General features: G+C 70.4%; 14 protein-coding genes. 7 read left to right on the forward strand and 7 right to left on the reverse strand.

Features of this window, described 5'->3' with window-relative positions; genetic code table 11:
- Window positions 1-162 precede the first annotated feature (162 nt).
- Entirely contained in the window at window positions 163-1,680 is a 1,518-nt protein-coding gene (locus tag ACY1JX_RS07220; protein WP_462565709.1) for an ABC transporter substrate-binding protein, read from the reverse strand.
- Window positions 1,681-1,973: 293 nt separating this feature from the next.
- On the opposite strand from ACY1JX_RS07220, the gene ACY1JX_RS07225 reads away from it, so the two are divergent.
- The 3 genes from ACY1JX_RS07225 (at window position 1,974) to ACY1JX_RS07235 (ending at window position 5,629) form a co-directional block, all read left to right on the forward strand.
- Window positions 1,974-3,704, forward strand: a complete 1,731-nt coding sequence (locus ACY1JX_RS07225) for an AMP-binding protein (RefSeq protein ID WP_462565710.1) — start codon at window positions 1,974-1,976, stop codon at window positions 3,702-3,704.
- Between the two features lie 17 nt (window positions 3,705-3,721).
- Entirely contained in the window at window positions 3,722-4,882 is a 1,161-nt protein-coding gene (locus ACY1JX_RS07230) for a CaiB/BaiF CoA transferase family protein (protein ID WP_462565711.1), read from the forward strand.
- A 111-nt stretch (window positions 4,883-4,993) separates the two neighbouring features.
- Complete coding sequence (locus tag ACY1JX_RS07235; protein WP_462565712.1) at window positions 4,994-5,629, forward strand: TetR family transcriptional regulator; 636 nt, start codon at window positions 4,994-4,996, stop codon at window positions 5,627-5,629.
- A gap of 15 nt (window positions 5,630-5,644) precedes the next feature.
- On the opposite strand, the gene ACY1JX_RS07240 is transcribed toward ACY1JX_RS07235, so the two are convergent.
- Window positions 5,645-6,862 carry a purple acid phosphatase family protein gene (locus ACY1JX_RS07240; RefSeq protein WP_462565713.1) on the reverse strand — a complete coding sequence of 406 codons (1,218 nt, stop codon included), beginning with the start codon at window positions 6,860-6,862 and terminating at the stop codon, window positions 5,645-5,647.
- A gap of 75 nt (window positions 6,863-6,937) precedes the next feature.
- Here ACY1JX_RS07240 and truA point away from each other — a divergent pair, with 75 nt between their 5' ends.
- From truA to ACY1JX_RS07260, 4 genes are all read left to right on the forward strand, one after another.
- The gene (gene truA / locus ACY1JX_RS07245) at window positions 6,938-7,720 is read left to right on the forward strand and encodes a tRNA pseudouridine(38-40) synthase TruA (RefSeq protein ID WP_462565879.1); all 783 of its coding nucleotides are present in this window, start codon (window positions 6,938-6,940) and stop codon (window positions 7,718-7,720) included.
- Window positions 7,720-8,178, forward strand: a complete 459-nt coding sequence (locus tag ACY1JX_RS07250; RefSeq protein ID WP_462565714.1) for an NUDIX domain-containing protein — start codon at window positions 7,720-7,722, stop codon at window positions 8,176-8,178. Before truA ends, ACY1JX_RS07250 begins: the two co-directional genes overlap by 1 nt.
- Window positions 8,179-8,299: 121 nt before the next feature.
- On the forward strand, window positions 8,300-8,665 hold the full coding sequence (locus tag ACY1JX_RS07255) for an MmcQ/YjbR family DNA-binding protein (protein WP_462565715.1): 366 nt from the start codon (window positions 8,300-8,302) through the stop codon (window positions 8,663-8,665).
- The gene (locus ACY1JX_RS07260) at window positions 8,662-9,234 is read left to right on the forward strand and encodes a class I SAM-dependent methyltransferase (protein WP_286927774.1); all 573 of its coding nucleotides are present in this window, start codon (window positions 8,662-8,664) and stop codon (window positions 9,232-9,234) included. Before ACY1JX_RS07255 ends, ACY1JX_RS07260 begins: the two co-directional genes overlap by 4 nt.
- On the opposite strand, the gene ACY1JX_RS07265 is transcribed toward ACY1JX_RS07260, so the two are convergent.
- The 5 genes from ACY1JX_RS07265 to ACY1JX_RS07285 are packed head-to-tail and all read right to left on the reverse strand — an operon-like array spanning window position 9,231 to window position 14,356.
- A complete protein-coding gene (locus tag ACY1JX_RS07265) occupies window positions 9,231-10,568 on the reverse strand; it encodes an acetyl-CoA carboxylase biotin carboxylase subunit (RefSeq protein ID WP_462565716.1) in 1,338 nt (445 codons plus the stop codon). The two genes, ACY1JX_RS07260 and ACY1JX_RS07265, sit on opposite strands and share 4 nt — an antisense overlap.
- Before the next feature lie 5 nt (window positions 10,569-10,573).
- Complete coding sequence (locus ACY1JX_RS07270) at window positions 10,574-11,446, reverse strand: ABC transporter permease (RefSeq protein WP_181754570.1); 873 nt, start codon at window positions 11,444-11,446, stop codon at window positions 10,574-10,576.
- Window positions 11,446-12,390, reverse strand: coding sequence for an ABC transporter permease (locus ACY1JX_RS07275; RefSeq protein WP_181754568.1), 945 nt, complete (start codon window positions 12,388-12,390; stop codon window positions 11,446-11,448). The genes ACY1JX_RS07270 and ACY1JX_RS07275 overlap by 1 nt, the downstream gene beginning before the upstream one ends.
- Window positions 12,387-13,376 carry an ABC transporter ATP-binding protein gene (locus ACY1JX_RS07280; RefSeq protein WP_462565717.1) on the reverse strand — a complete coding sequence of 330 codons (990 nt, stop codon included), beginning with the start codon at window positions 13,374-13,376 and terminating at the stop codon, window positions 12,387-12,389. Before ACY1JX_RS07280 ends, ACY1JX_RS07275 begins: the two co-directional genes overlap by 4 nt.
- Window positions 13,373-14,356 carry an ABC transporter ATP-binding protein gene (locus tag ACY1JX_RS07285; protein ID WP_462565718.1) on the reverse strand — a complete coding sequence of 328 codons (984 nt, stop codon included), beginning with the start codon at window positions 14,354-14,356 and terminating at the stop codon, window positions 13,373-13,375. The genes ACY1JX_RS07280 and ACY1JX_RS07285 overlap by 4 nt, the downstream gene beginning before the upstream one ends.
- Window positions 14,357-14,374: the final 18 nt, after the last annotated feature.

Raw genomic sequence — 14,374 nt, forward strand, 5'->3', positions numbered from 1 at the left:
GCAACGGCGAAGGCCGCGAGCCCCTCGGGGTTCGCGGCCTTCGCCGTTCCTGTGCTCCGCGACCCAAGGGGCGGGACGGCAGCTGGTGGCAACGGCGAGGCACGGTCGAGACGTGAGACGCCCCGGACCGTCCTCGACGACGGTCCGGGGCGCTCCCTCGGGTCACTCCTTCAACGTCACGCCCGTCAGCTTCGGCTTGCCGAGCAGGTTGTTCTCGAAGCCCTCGACCTTCTCCCCCAGTCCCGTCAGGGAGTGCTGGAACACGATGGGGATGATCGGCATGTCGTCGACCACGGCCCGCGATGCATCGTCGAGCGCCGCCTTGCGCTCCTCCGGCTCGGTCAGGCCGGCGTCCTTGGCCAGCGCCTCCTCGATGCCGGGCGTCGACTGCTTCGAGGTGTTGAAGTAGGCCTCCTTCGTGAACATCAGCCGGTAGGTCAGCGCCGGGTCCGGACGGCCGGTCCACGCCGCGAAGAACGCCGGCGTCTTGATGTCGTTGAAGTAGTCGCCGTTGGCCTGGTTGACCTCACGGGGCATCAGGTTGACGGTCACGCCGATCTCGGACCACTGCTCCTTGAGGATCTCCCCGACGCGCGTCGACGTGGCGTCGGCGTAGAGCAGCATGTCGAAGGTCAGGCCCTCCGCGCCGGCGTCGGCGATCAGCTTCCTGGCCTCGTCGAGGTCGTAGTCCAGCTGGACGTCGTCCGCGGGCTCGGCCCAGTAGCCGTCGGGCAGGAAGCCGCGCGGCTTCGCACCGAGGCCGAAGTACGCGCTCTTGAGGAGCAGGTCGCGATCCATGGCCAGGCTCAGCGCCCGGCGGACCCGCGGGTCGCCGAGCTCCTTGGACGCCCGGTTCGTGTAGATCATCCAGGTCCACATGCGGGGCTGCTCGTCGAGCGTGAGACTGTCGTCCTTCTGGATCGACTCGGCGTCGGACGGCACGATGTCCCAGGCGATGTCCTGCTGACCCGAGCGCAGCGACGTGGCTCGCGTCTTCGGCTCCGGCATGACGCTGATGACGACCTTGTCCATCCGCTCGACGTCCTTGTCCCAGTAGTCGTCGAACTTCTCGTACGTCATGGAGGCGCCGCGCTTCCACTCGACGAACTTCCAGCCGCCGGCGCCCACCGGCTTCGTGCTCAGGTCGCCACCCGCGGCCTCGGCCGCCTTCGGCGACACCATCATCCCGGCGCGGTCGGCCAGGGTCATGACGAGCGCGGAGTTCGGCTGGGCGAGGTTCAGCTGCACGGTGAGGTCGTCGACGACGTCGACGGACTCGATCGACTCGACGTCGGCGACGATGTTCGAGCCCTCGGCCGCGGCGCGCTCGAGGTTGTACTTGACCGCCTCGGCGTTGAACGGCGCGCCGTCGTGGAACGTGACTCCGTCGCGCAGCTTCAGCACGAGCTCGGTGGGCGACTTGTACTCCCACGACTCGGCCAGCCCGGGCTGGGGCTTCAGGTCCTTGTCGAACGACACGAGGGTGTCGTAGAGCGGGTAGAGCATCTGGTGGTCGCCACCGGAGTTGCCCCGGATGGGATCCATCGAGGAGATGTCGGCCTGGGTGGCCACGCGGAGCGTGCCGCTGCCCGATCCGTCGTCCGACCCTCCTCCTCCACAGGCACTGACCGCGACAAGCACGGCGGCCGCGACGGCGACGCCGATTCGGGACCTGATCATGAGCTGGTTCCTTTCGCAGGTGGTCACGCTCGAGTGGTCTAAGCGACTGCTTAGGTCCTCGTGCCGACGACGATAGAGACGGAAATCACATCAGGCAAGGGGAAATCTTCAACGGCACCGCACGGACCTCAACTCGCCACGCCCCAGTGGTGAACGATCGTTCAGCGGGAATTCCCCGACCGGCCCGCGCGAATGTGGCGTTGACCAGACGTGATGAAGGTCATAGTGTTCAAACTGAAACTTGTTTCAACTTCAAGTCAGATCGTCGGCCGAGAGGTGCGTTTCCTGTGAGGATGTCGGAGCAGTTCCACCGCGAGATCGATCCGTACCTGGCGAACCTGGCGGACCTCCGCCGGCGCGCCTGGCCCGAGGCGGTCGGGCGCACCGTCGACTACCCGTTCGGAGAGTCCACGGTCACGCACTACCTCCGGTCGTGGGCCTCGGAGCGCCCCGACCACGCCGCGATCGTCTACCACGGGCGGACGGTCACGTACGCCGAGCTGGACCGCGCGAGCGACCGGGTCGCCGCGTACCTCGTGCACCGCGGCTTCGCCCCCGGCGACCGCGCCGCCGTGATGATGCCGAACTGCCCGCAGTTCATCATCGCGTTCTTCGGCATCCTGAAGGCCGGTGGCGTGCACGTCCCGGTGAACCCGATGTTCCGCCGCGAGGAGATCAACTACGAGCTGCTCGACTCCGCCGCCACCTTCGCCTTCATCCTCGACGAGGTCGCCACGGAGTTCCGTGCGGGCGGCGAGGGCACCGACGTCGCCGAGGTCATCGCCTCGGCCAACACCGACTTCCTGCCGGACGGCGCCGACCTCCCGCGCGGCATGGTGGCCGACGCGCCGGTCACCCCTGACACGACGCGCTTCCTCTCGGTCGTCGACCGCGACGACCTTCCCGCGCCGGCCGACCCCGACGACCCCCACGCCCTCGCGGCGCTGAACTACACCGGCGGCACGACCGGCATGCCCAAGGGCTGCGAGCACACGCAGGCCGACATGCTCTACACCGCCGTGAGCGGCGGGCAGTTCGGCTTCGGCGGCGGCCCGGACACGGTGAGCCTCGTGTTCGTCCCGGTGTTCTGGATCGCCGGCGAGGACGCGTTCCTCGTGTCCGTCATGACCGGCGGCACCTGCGTGCTGCACTACCGCTGGGACGCCGAGGAGGTGCTGCGGTCCATCGACGCGTACGGCGTGACCGCCATGGCCGGCACGGTCGACAGCTACCTCGAGCTCCTCGACACGGCGAAGGACTCGGGCCTGTCGCTGGCCTCCATGAAGTCCCCCGTCACGATGTCGTTCGTCACCAAGCTCACGGTCGAGATCCGCGAGCGGTGGGCACGCGAGACCGGCGCCCCGGGCATCATCCGCGAGAGCTCCTACGGCATGACCGAGGACCACACGCTCGACACCTTCACCCTGGGCCTGCAGCAGGACGACGCCGACCTGAAGGGCCGACCGGGGTTCACCGGCATCCCAATCCCCGGCACCGAGGTGGCGATCGTCGACTTCCAGTCCGGCGAGCTGCTCCCGGTGGGCGAGGAGGGCCAGATCATCGTGCGCTCCCTCAGCATGATGCGCGGCTACCACAACCGGCCGGAGGCGACTGCCGAGACGCTGCGCGACGGGTGGCTCCACACCGGTGACATCGGCATGGTCGACGAGACCGGCGCATTGCACTACCTCGGCCGCACCAAGGAGATGCTCAAGGTCAACGGGATGAGCGTGTTCCCCTCCGAGCTGGAGCACCTCTTCAGCCGGCACCCCCGCATCGCCGCCTGCGGCGTGATCGGCATCGCGGACCCGAAGAAGGGTCAGGTGCCCGTCGCCTACGTGCAGCTCGAACCCGGGGCGGCGTCGGAGGTCACGGCCGACGACCTGCTGGCGTGGTGCCGCGACCACATGGCCACGTACAAGATCCCGCGCGTCGAGATCATCGACGAGATGCCGCTGGCGCCGACCGGCAAGGTGTCGAAGGTCGGCCTGGAGAAGCTGGCCTCGTCGATCGCGCCGCAGTGACGTCGGAAGGAGCGCCCATGGCGACCACGCCTGCCCTCGACGGGATCCGGGTCCTGGAGCTGACCCACGCGATCGCGGGGCCGCACACCGGACAGATCCTGGCCGACCACGGGGCCGACGTCATCAAGGTCGAGCCGCCCGGTGGCGAGCTCGCTCGTCAGGCGATGCCCCTGGCCGACGACGACAGCATCTACTTCTCGGCGCAGAACCGCGGCAAGCGCAGCGTGGTGCTGAACCTCAAGGAGCCGGACGACCTGGCGGCGCTGCTGCGCCTCGTAAAGGACTCGGACGTCGTGGTGACGAACTACAGCGTCGAGGTGCCCGAGCGGCTCGGCTGGGGGTTCGAGGCCCTGAAGGCGGTGAACCCGTCGATCATCATGGTCCACATCACCGGCTTCGGCGCGACCAGTCCCGACCGGGCGATGCTCGCCTTCGACGGCATCATCCAGGGCATGAGCGGCATCCCGCAGATGACCGGGACGTCCGAGGGCGACCCCATGTTCATCGGCACCTTCGTCGCCGACCACATCACCGCCTACCGCGCCACGATGTCCGTGCTGATGGCGCTGCGCGTCCGCGACGTCTCGCCCGAGGCCCAGTTCGTCGACGTCAACATGCTGAGCTCCTACATGGGCCTGCTCGCCCACGACATCCACGAGTCGCTCGACGGGCGCCCCTACATGCGTGAGGGCAACCGGGTGCCCGTGTCGATCGCGAACACGTACGCCGCCCGCGACGGCTTCGTGCACCTGGCCCCCGTCGGCCCCGTTAAGTGGGAGCGGTTCTGCCACGCCGTCGGCCGCGACGACTGGGCCGAGCAGCTGCCGTACGACGAGGCCGTGCTGACCGGGCGTGACGAGGTCGACGAGTACCTGGCGCAGTGGTGCCGCGACCGCGCGTGCGACGACATCCTCGCCCTGATGCGCGAGCTGGCCGTCCCGTCCGGCCCCGTCCGCGAGCTGGACGAGGCGGTGCGGCACCTCGACGCGCGGGGCGACGAGAGCGTGGTCCGCGTGACGTCACCCGCCGGGCGCACCGTCGCCGCGCCGGGGCCGATGACCTCGGTCGGCCTGGCCTACGGGCCGCGCCGGCTCCGGGTCCCGGCGGTCGGGGAGCACGACGAGGAGGTGCTCGGACCGATCCGTGCCGCCCTGCGGGACCGGCGTCCCCCGGCCTGAGCCGGGCCGGCTCCGGGCGGCCGCGCCTGCCTTGTCACCCGCGCGAGCGGCCACCTAGCATTCCCACCACGCGTCCTCGACACCCGTGACGCGGGCGAGACGGAGAGACGAGTGAGCACCCGAGCCAGCGGAGACCCCGCCCACGACGCGCTGCGGGTGGCCACCTTCTGGCAGCCGCGGGCCGAGGGCGCCGCCCGCAAGATCCTCGTCGGCGCCACCCTGGTGTTCAACGAGGTCGGCTACCACGGCGCCTCGACCCGGATGATCGCCCAGCGCGCGCAGATGAGCCCGGGCGCGATCTACATCCACTTCTCATCCAAGGAGGAGCTGTTCTTCCGCATCGTCATGCACGGCCACTCGGCCTCGTGCGAGGCCCTGGTCCAGGCGTTGCGCTTCAGCACCGACCCCGCGGAGCGCCTGCGGCACTTCGTCGCCACGTACGCCGCCTGGCACGCGGAGTGGAGCCTCATCGCCCGGCCCGTCCACAACGACATGCAGGTGCTCACCGACGAGCACTTCGCCGAGGTCGTCGAGGTCCGGCGGGCGACGATGGCGCTGCTCGACGAGATCCTGGCCGCCGGGGTCGCGAGCGGGCAGTTCTCCGTGCCCGACCTCCCCGGCACGCGCCGCCTGCTGATGTCGGTCTGCATCGACGTCAGCCGCTGGTACGTCGAGGCCGGCCCGCGCTCCCCCTCGGCGATCGGCCTGCAGTACGCAGATCTGGCGCTGAAGTTCGTCACCACCTGAGCCGCGGGCGCGGTCTCACCGCGTGAGCGTGAACCCGTCGAAGGTCTGGCCCACCTTCGTCGCGGGTCGGGCACCCTTGCCGCGGTGCCCCACGACCGCGCGCACCTTCAGGCTCGTGGGCGTCACGGTGATCACCTGGTAGGTCGACGTGCGGTACGCGGCCTTCACCCGCGTGGCGCCGCCCGCCCTCCAGTCCCGGCTCGAGGAGTCGTAGTACTTCGGCCCGCTGACCGACGTCAGGTAGGTGACGTCCGCCTTGCGGCCGCGGGCGTAGGAGTGGTCGTGACCCGACAGCACGAGGTCGGCGTCATACCTCTCCAGCGTCGGCAGGAACCACTTCCGCATCTCGGTGTTTCTCCGGTCGCCCACCGAGGCGAACGGCCCACTGTGCATCAGCACGATCGACCACGGCCGCCGGTTCGTCCGCAGGGCGTGGGCGAGGAACGACCGCTGCCGCCGCAGGTCGGAGGCGAACGTGTCGAGCACGATGACCCGGGCCGGTCCCTGGTCGACGAAGAACCACGTCCGGCGCTGGTCGGGGAACCCGTTGGAGGGGAACTGGAAGTAGGAGCGGAACCCCCGCCCCGCACCCGAGCGGCACGGCGACTTCAGCTCGCACTGCTCGTGGTTGCCGATCGAGGAGATCCAGTTGCGCCACTGCCCGGCCGGCGAGAGCGCCTCGTGGAGCTGCGACCACTCGCGACCGACCCACGGCTTGTTCACGACGTCACCCGCCTGCAGGAGCAGCCTCGCGTCGGGGAACCGCTCGGTCGCCCTCGTGATGATGCGGTCCGGAATGCCGTCGTTGTCGTTCTGGGTGTCCCCGAACTGCAGAAGCCGGAAGGAGCGGCTCGCCGGCCCCGCGGTGGTGAGGGCGCGCCACCGCGTGGTCACCCCGCGACCCACGATCCGGTAGCGGTACCGGGTCGACGGCGCGAGTCCCGAGAGGCTGGCGACGTAGCGGTACTGCCGGCTCCCGGCCGTGCCCGGCGTCGTGCCCGGCTTGCGGCGGCCGGGGGCGGTGACGGTGAGGCCGTTCGACGCCACGGCCACGACGCGCTGGCCCGAGGAGGCGGAGCCACGGCTCCAGGACACGTACTGCGAGCGGTCGGGCGTCGCGGTGGGCGTGAGCAGGATCCGGTGGATGCCCGACGGGGCCGCCGCAGCAGGAGGGACCGCCGGCAGCACTGAGGTGGCCAGTGCCGCCGCGACCAGCACGGGCACGGTGCGCACCCTTCCACGGTAGGTCGGTCCTTCGGATCCGTCATCCGAGCGGGAGTCGCCGGCGCGTACCGTGGACCCGTGCGCATGCGGATCGACCTGGCCTACGACGGGACCGAGTTCAGGGGCTGGGCCACCCAACCGGGGCTGCGGACCGTGCAGGGCGAGATCGAGGCCGCGCTCGGCACCGTGCTGCGCCTGCCCGAGCCGCCGCGCCTCACGGTCGCGGGACGCACCGACGCGGGGGTCCACGCGCGCGGCCAGGTCGCCCACGTCGACGTCGACAGCCACCCCGGTGTGCTCGAGCGGCGGCTGCGCCGGATCGTCCCGGAGGACATCCGGATCCTGCGCGTCACCCAAGCACCTGAGCACTTCGACGCCCGCTTCGCCGCGATCGAGCGCCGCTACGTCTACCGCATGACCGACCACCCGGCGGGGCCCGACCCGATGCAGCGTCGCATGGTCGCGGCGGCCCCGCGCCCGCTCGACGTCGACCTCATGAACGAGGCGGCCCAGCACCTGCTCGGCGAGCACGACTTCGCGTCGTTCTGCAAGCAGCGCGAGGGCGCCACGACGATCCGCAACCTGCTCACGCTCCGCACGGTGCGCGGCGGCGAGACGATCGCCACCACGGTCCGCGCCGACGCCTTCTGCCACTCGATGGTGCGGTCGCTGATGGGCTGCCTCGTCGCCGTGGGCGAGCGGCGGTACGAGCCGCGGTTCGCGGCCGAGATCCTCGCCGCCGAGACGCGCGACCCGCGCGTGAAGGTGATGCCGGCCCACGGCCTCGTGCTCGAGGAGGTCATCTATCCCGCCGACGACCAGCTCGCCGCACGGGTCGAGGAGTCGCGCCGGCGCCGGGACGAGTGATGGCGCGCCTGCTCAGCGCCGGGATCCTGCTGCACCGCGTGCGCGACGGACGGCGCGAGGTGCTGCTCGGACACCTCGGCGGACCGTTCTGGGCGAAGCGCCACGAGCGGGCCTGGTCGATCCCCAAGGGCGTGGTCGAGGAGGGCGAGCAGCCCGCCGACGCGGCCCGGCGCGAGTTCCTCGAGGAGCTCGGCGTCCCCGTCCCCGACGGCCCCTGGGTGGACCTCGGCTCGGTGCGCCAGTCGCGCAAGGACGTCGTGGTCTGGGCCGTCAAGGCCGACCTGGATCCCACGGTGGTCGTGCCCGGCACCTTCGACCTCGAGTGGCCGCCCGGCTCCGGCACCATGCAGGCGTTCCCCGAGATCGACCGGGTCGCCTGGTTCGGCCTCGAGGACGCCGCCGAGGCGGTCGTCGCGGCCCAGGCGGTGTTCCTGGAACGTCTTCCCGCCGCTCGGTGATCGAGTGGTGGCGAGCGAAGCGAGACGCCGTATCGAGATCAGCCGCGCATGGTCTCGATACACTCGCTCGTTCCTCGCAGCACTCGACCACCGGCCCCGCGTGCGGGCGTACCGTTGCTCCATGACGTGGAGCGAGATCGAGGCCTTCCTGCTCGGCTTCCCCGACACCGAGACCAGCACGTCGTGGGGCATGCCGGGCGTGAAGACCGGCGGCCGGCTGGTGGCGTGGTGGCGCGACCAGCCCGACTCCCCCGGCTGCGTGGCCTTCAAGGTCGACCGTGCCGAGCTCGACGGGCTGGTCGAGGACTCCTCCACCCCGTACTTCACGATCGAGCACTTCCGGAAGTTCGACTCGAACGCGGTGCTCGTGCGTCCCGAGGACGTCGACCCCGACGAGCTGCGCGAGATGCTCACCGACGCCTGGCTCGTCACGGCGAAGCCGACGGCCTGCAAGGCGTGGCTCGCCGAGCACGGTGAAGACGGGTGAGCCACTACTTCGACCGCGCGCCCAGCACCCAGGACGAGCGCCGCACCATCTCGGTGGAGGTCTGGGGCGAACGGCGCGACTTCGTCACCTCCACCGGCGTCTTCTCCGGCGACCGGCTCGACAAGGCCACCGCGATCCTGCTGGCCGAGAGCAGCCCTCCCCCGGCCGGCTCCACCGTCCTCGACCTCGGCTGCGGCTGGGGACCGATCGCCTGCTCGCTCGCCGCGCACGGAAGCACCGTGTGGGCGGTCGACGTCAACGAGCGCGCGCTCGAGCTCGCGGCGGAGAACGCGCGCGGGCTCGACGTGCACACCGCGCTGCCCGAGCAGGTCCCGGCCGACCTGCGGTTCGACGCGATCTGGTCCAACCCGCCGATCAGGATCGGCAAGGACGCCCTGCACGAGCTGCTGCTCACGTGGCTGCCCCGGCTGCGGCCGGGCGGCGAGGCGCGCCTCGTCGTCGGCAGGAACCTCGGAGCCGACTCGCTCCAGCAGTGGCTCACCGACCAGGGCCACCCCGCCGAGCGCGTGGCCAGCAGCAAGGGCTTCAGGGTCCTCTCGGTCCGCTAGCGCACCGGCGCCGCGGTCATCCGTCCGACGATCCCGGTGTCGTGCGTCGCGTCGACGAACTCGGGCTCGATGAGCACCCGCGCGAGGAAGGCCAGGTTCGAGCCCGGTCCCACGATCTCCGTCTCCGCCAGGGCCTCACGAGCCCGCTCGACGGCCTCGGCGCGGGACGGCGCCCACACGATCAACTTCGCCAGCAAGGGGTCGAAGAACGGCGTGACGACCGTGCCGTCGGCGTAGCCCGCGTCGACGCGGACTCCCTCACCGTCGGGCATCCGCCACGTCTCGATCGCGCCCGGTCGCGGGAGGAACCGCTCGGAGTCCTCCGCGTACAGGCGCAGCTCGATGGCGTGGCCCTGCGGCTCGACGCTGTACTCCGGAACGGTCGGGTCGCCGGTGGCGATGCTCAGCTGCCAGGCCACGAGGTCGACGCCGTGCACCGCTTCGGTGACGGGGTGCTCCACCTGCAGGCGCGTGTTCATCTCGAGGAAGAAGGACTCGCCGGAGTCGAGGTCGTGGATGAACTCGATGGTGCCCGCGCCGACGTAGCCCACGGACTCCGTGAGCGCGGCCGCTCGGCGCAGCAGGCTCGCCCGCGCCTCCTGGTCGAGCGCCGGGGAAGGGCTCTCCTCGACGACCTTCTGGTGCCGGCGCTGGACCGAGCAGTCGCGCTCGGACAGGGCCACCGCCCGGCCGCCCGGCAGACCCATGACCTGCACCTCGATGTGGCGCGAGCGCTCGATGTAGCGCTCGACGATCACGCGGCTGTCGCCGAAGACCGACGCGGCCCGGCTCGTGACCGACTCGAAGGCCCGGTCGAACGACGCGGGATCGGGGACGACGGCCATGCCGATCCCACCGCCGCCGGCGACGGCCTTGAGCATCACCGGATAGCCGGCGTCCAGGGCGGCCTGACGGGCCTCGTCGACGGTCTCGACGGCACCGTCGGACCCCGGCGCCACGGCCAGTCCGGCGCGGACCGCGGCGGTGCGTGCCCCGGCCTTGTCCCCCATCAGCTCGATCACGTCGGGCGACGGACCGACGAACACCATCCCGGCCGCCTCGACGGCCCGGGCGAAGGCGGCGTTCTCCGACAGGAAGCCGTACCCGGGATGCACGAGGTCCGCACCGGCCGAGCGCGCCGCGGCGACCATCGCCTCGACGTCTCCGAAGTCGCGCGGGCCCGACAGCTCCACCGAGAGGTCGGCCTCCATGACGTACGGCAGGTCGGCGTCGACGGCCGGGAATGCGACCGCGCCCCGGTGCCCGAGCTCGCGGACGGTGCGCAGGATGCGCACGGCGATCTCGCCGCGGTTGGCGATGAAGACGACGCTCATTCGAGTCACTTCCGCTTCGGGTCGAGAAGGCGCTGGATCTCGTCACCGATGATGTTGAACGCGAACACGGTGGCCGCGATCGCGATGCCGGGGATGAAGATCTGCATCGGCGCCTGGTCCAGGAACGTGTAGGCCCGCGAGAGCACGGCGCCCCACGAGGCGGTCGGCGGCTGGACGCCGAGCTGCAGGAAGCTCAGGCTCGCCTCGGCGATCAGGGCGAAGCCCATGAGCACCGCGACCTGCACGAGGACGGGCTGGATGATGTTCGGCAGCACGTGCGGCAGGACCATGCGCCGCAGCCCGCGCGCGCCGAACGACTTCGCCGCCTCGATGTACGTCTCGGACCGGATGGCCATCGTCTGCGCTCGGGCCAGCCTCAGGATCGCCGGTGACATCACGATGCCGACCGAGATCATCGCCGTCGTGATGTCGGGCCCCATCGTGGCGGTGATGCCGATCGCCAGCACGATCGCCGGGAACGACATGACCGCGTCGACGACGCGCATGACGATGAGGTCGGTCGAGCCGGCGAGCCAGCCGGCGGCGATGCCCAGCGGCAGGCCGATCACGACCGAGATGCCCACGGCGAGCAACGCGGCCAGGACGGACACGCGGGTGCCGTAGAGCATGCGGCTGAACACGTCGCGACCGAGGTCGTCGGTGCCGAGCCAGTGGTCGCCGCTCATCGGCAGCAGGATCGCGTTGAGGTCCTGCTTGTTCGGGTCGTAAGGCGCCAGGAAGCCGGCGAAGAGGACGACGATCAGCACGATCAGCAGGATCGCGTAGCTCACGCCTACCGAGAGCCGGCCGGCCTTGCGGGCACGGCGGGTCGGTGCGTCGGTCGTGGTGGCCAGGTTGGCGGTGTCGACAGCGGTCATCAGGAGATCCTCGGATCGAGCAGTCGGTACGAGACGTCGACGATGAGGTTCGTCAACAGGACGATCACGGCGGCGACGAACACCACCGCCTGGATCACGCCGTAGTCACGCTGGTTGGTCGCCTCGACCGCCAGCGATCCGATGCCGGAGAGGCCGAACACGGCCTCGACGACGACGGCGCCGCCGATGAGGCGCGACACCTGCAGGCCGATGATCGTGGCGAACGGCAGGCTGGAGTTCTTCAGCGCGTGCTTCCACACGATGCTGCGGTTCGACAGTCCCTTGGCCCGGTGCGTGCGGACGTAGTCGGTCGAGAGGCTCTCGACCATCGCACTGCGCACCTGACGGCAGATCTCGGCGCCTCCCACGAGCCCGAGAGCGAGCGCCGGCAGCACCAGGCCCTTCAGCGCCTGGGCCGGGTCGTCCTGGAGACTGACGCCTCCCGGGCCGGGGAACCACCCCAGGTTCAGCGCGAAGACGATGATCAGCATCATGCCGAGCCAGAAGTTCGGGATCGCGATGCCGAAGGTGGCACCCGTCGTGAGGAACCGGTCGAACTTCGTGTCGACCTTCTGCGCGGCGATGACACCGGTCGGCAGGCCGACCGCGATGGCCACGAAGAGGGCCATCGTGGTGAGGATCAGGGTCAGCGGCAGCCGCTGCATCACCAGGGCGGAGATCGACTCCCCGGTCTGGAAGGACGTCCCGAGGTCACCGGTGAAGGCGTTCCCGATCCACGTGAGGTACTGCGACCACAGCGGCTCGTTCAGGCCCAGGTCCTCGCGGATCCGCGCCAGGTTCTCGGGGGTGGCGTACTCGCCGGCGATCGCGACCGCCGGATCACCGGGGATCAGCCGCTGCAGCATGAAGACGATGAACGTCGCCAGGATGAGGGTGGGGATGGCCGAGACCAGGCAGGTTCCCACCACGCGCAGGATCCTCATGACGCCACCGTCCTTCCGATGCGCTCGCCGTAGAGCTCGTCGACACGCAGGCACGCCGAGGAGTGGTTGGGGAGGATCTCCAGCAGCGGGGGCTTCTCCTGGCGGCACTTGTCCTGCGCGAACTGGCACCGCGTGTTGAACCGGCAGCCCGGCGGGGGCGAGACCGGGCTGGGGATGTCGCCCTTCAGCACGATCCGGCGCTCGGCGGAGGAGTCGTGCACGAGCGGCTGGGCCGACAGCAGGGCCTCGCTGTAGGGGTGCAGGCTCTGCTTCACGAGGGACTCGGTCGTGGCGTTCTCCACGATGTTGCCCAGGTACATGACGCTGATGCGGTCGGCCAGGTAGCTGACCACCGACAGGTCGTGGCTGATGAACAGGATCGTCAGCTCGTAGGCCTTCTTCAGGTCCTGCAGCAGGTTGAGGATCTCCGCCTGCAGGGCCACGTCGAGGGCCGCGACCGACTCGTCGCACACGAGCACCTTGGGGTCGGTGACCAGCGCGCGGGCGATGTTGGCGCGCTGCTTCTGGCCGCCGCTGAGCTGGTGCGGGTAGCGCTTCAGCATCTGCAGCGGCAGGCCCACGTCCTCGAGCGCCTTGGCCGCCACGGCCTCGCGGTCCTTCTTGTCGCCGCGACCCATGACGTCGAGCGGCTCGCGCACGCTCTGCAGGATCGTGCGGCGCGGGTCGAGGGCGCTGTGGGGGTCCTGGAACACCATCTGGACGGACTCGGAGAACGACCGGCGCTGCTTCGCACCGAAGCCGGCGACGTCCTCGCCGCGCCAGCGGACGGTGCCGTCGGCGATCGGGACCAGGCCCATCGCGGCGCGCGCCACCGTGGACTTGCCCGATCCGCTCTCGCCGATCAGGCCGAGGGTCTCGCCCTCACGCAGCTCGAGGGTGACGCCGTCGACCGCCGTCACGTGACGCCGATGGCCGATCGGGAACCGCACGGACACGTTGTCCAGGGAGAGCAAGGGGGCGGTCATGGGGCAACTCCTTCGAAGTCGAGCTCGTTCGAGCGGATGCACCGCACCTCGCGCGTGGGCGTCAGGGGCAGCAGCGCCTGCGGTACCGAGCACTCCGGCTGGGCGTAGGGGCACCGCGACTCGAACACGCAGCCGGGGATCGTCAGGCCGGGCGGCGGCACACGTCCGGGGATCGTGGCCAGCCGTCCGCCGCGGGACTCGGGCGAGGGCAGCGCGGCCAGCAGGCCCGCGGTGTACGGATGGCCCGGTGACGCCAGCACCTCGGCGACCGGGCCGCGCTCGACGATGCGGCCGGCGTACATCGTGATCATCCGGTCGCACGTCTCGGACACGACGCCCAGGTCGTGCGTCACGAACAGCACGGCCATGCCGCGCTCCTTCGCGAGGTTCTTGATGAGGTCGAGCAGCTGCGCCTGGATCGTGACGTCAACCGCCGTGGTCGGCTCGTCGGCGATCAGCAGCTTCGGGTCGCAGGCCAGCGCGATCGCGATCATGACGCGCTGGCGCATGCCGCCCGAGAGCTCGTGCGGGTAGGCCTTCATGCGCGCCTTGGGGTCGGAGATGCCGACCGCCTCGAGCAGCGAGAGCGACTCGGTCCTGGCCTCCGACTTGCCCATCCCGCGCCGGATCCGGAGCGTCTCGACGAGCTGGTAGCCGACCGTGAAGACCGGGTCCAGCGCCGTCATCGGCTCCTGGAAGATCATCGCCATCGGCAGGTCACGGCGCGGCGTTCGCTTCTCGCTCTTTCCTTGCCACAGTGGCTTGCCGTCGAGGACGGCCCGGCCCTCGATCCGCGAGCTGCGCGGATCGAGGAGCCCCATCAGGGCCAGGGAGGTGACGGTCTTGCCACTTCCGCTCTCGCCGACGAGTCCCACGATCTCCCCCGGCTCGATCGTCAGATCGACGTCGTACAGGGCTTGAACCTGGTTCCCCTCGTGACCGAAGTGGACCTGAAGTCCTTCGACCGTGAGCAATGACATGACCGTCACCTCCTCTTG

It is taken from the genome of Aeromicrobium sp. JP4, assembly GCF_054957925.1.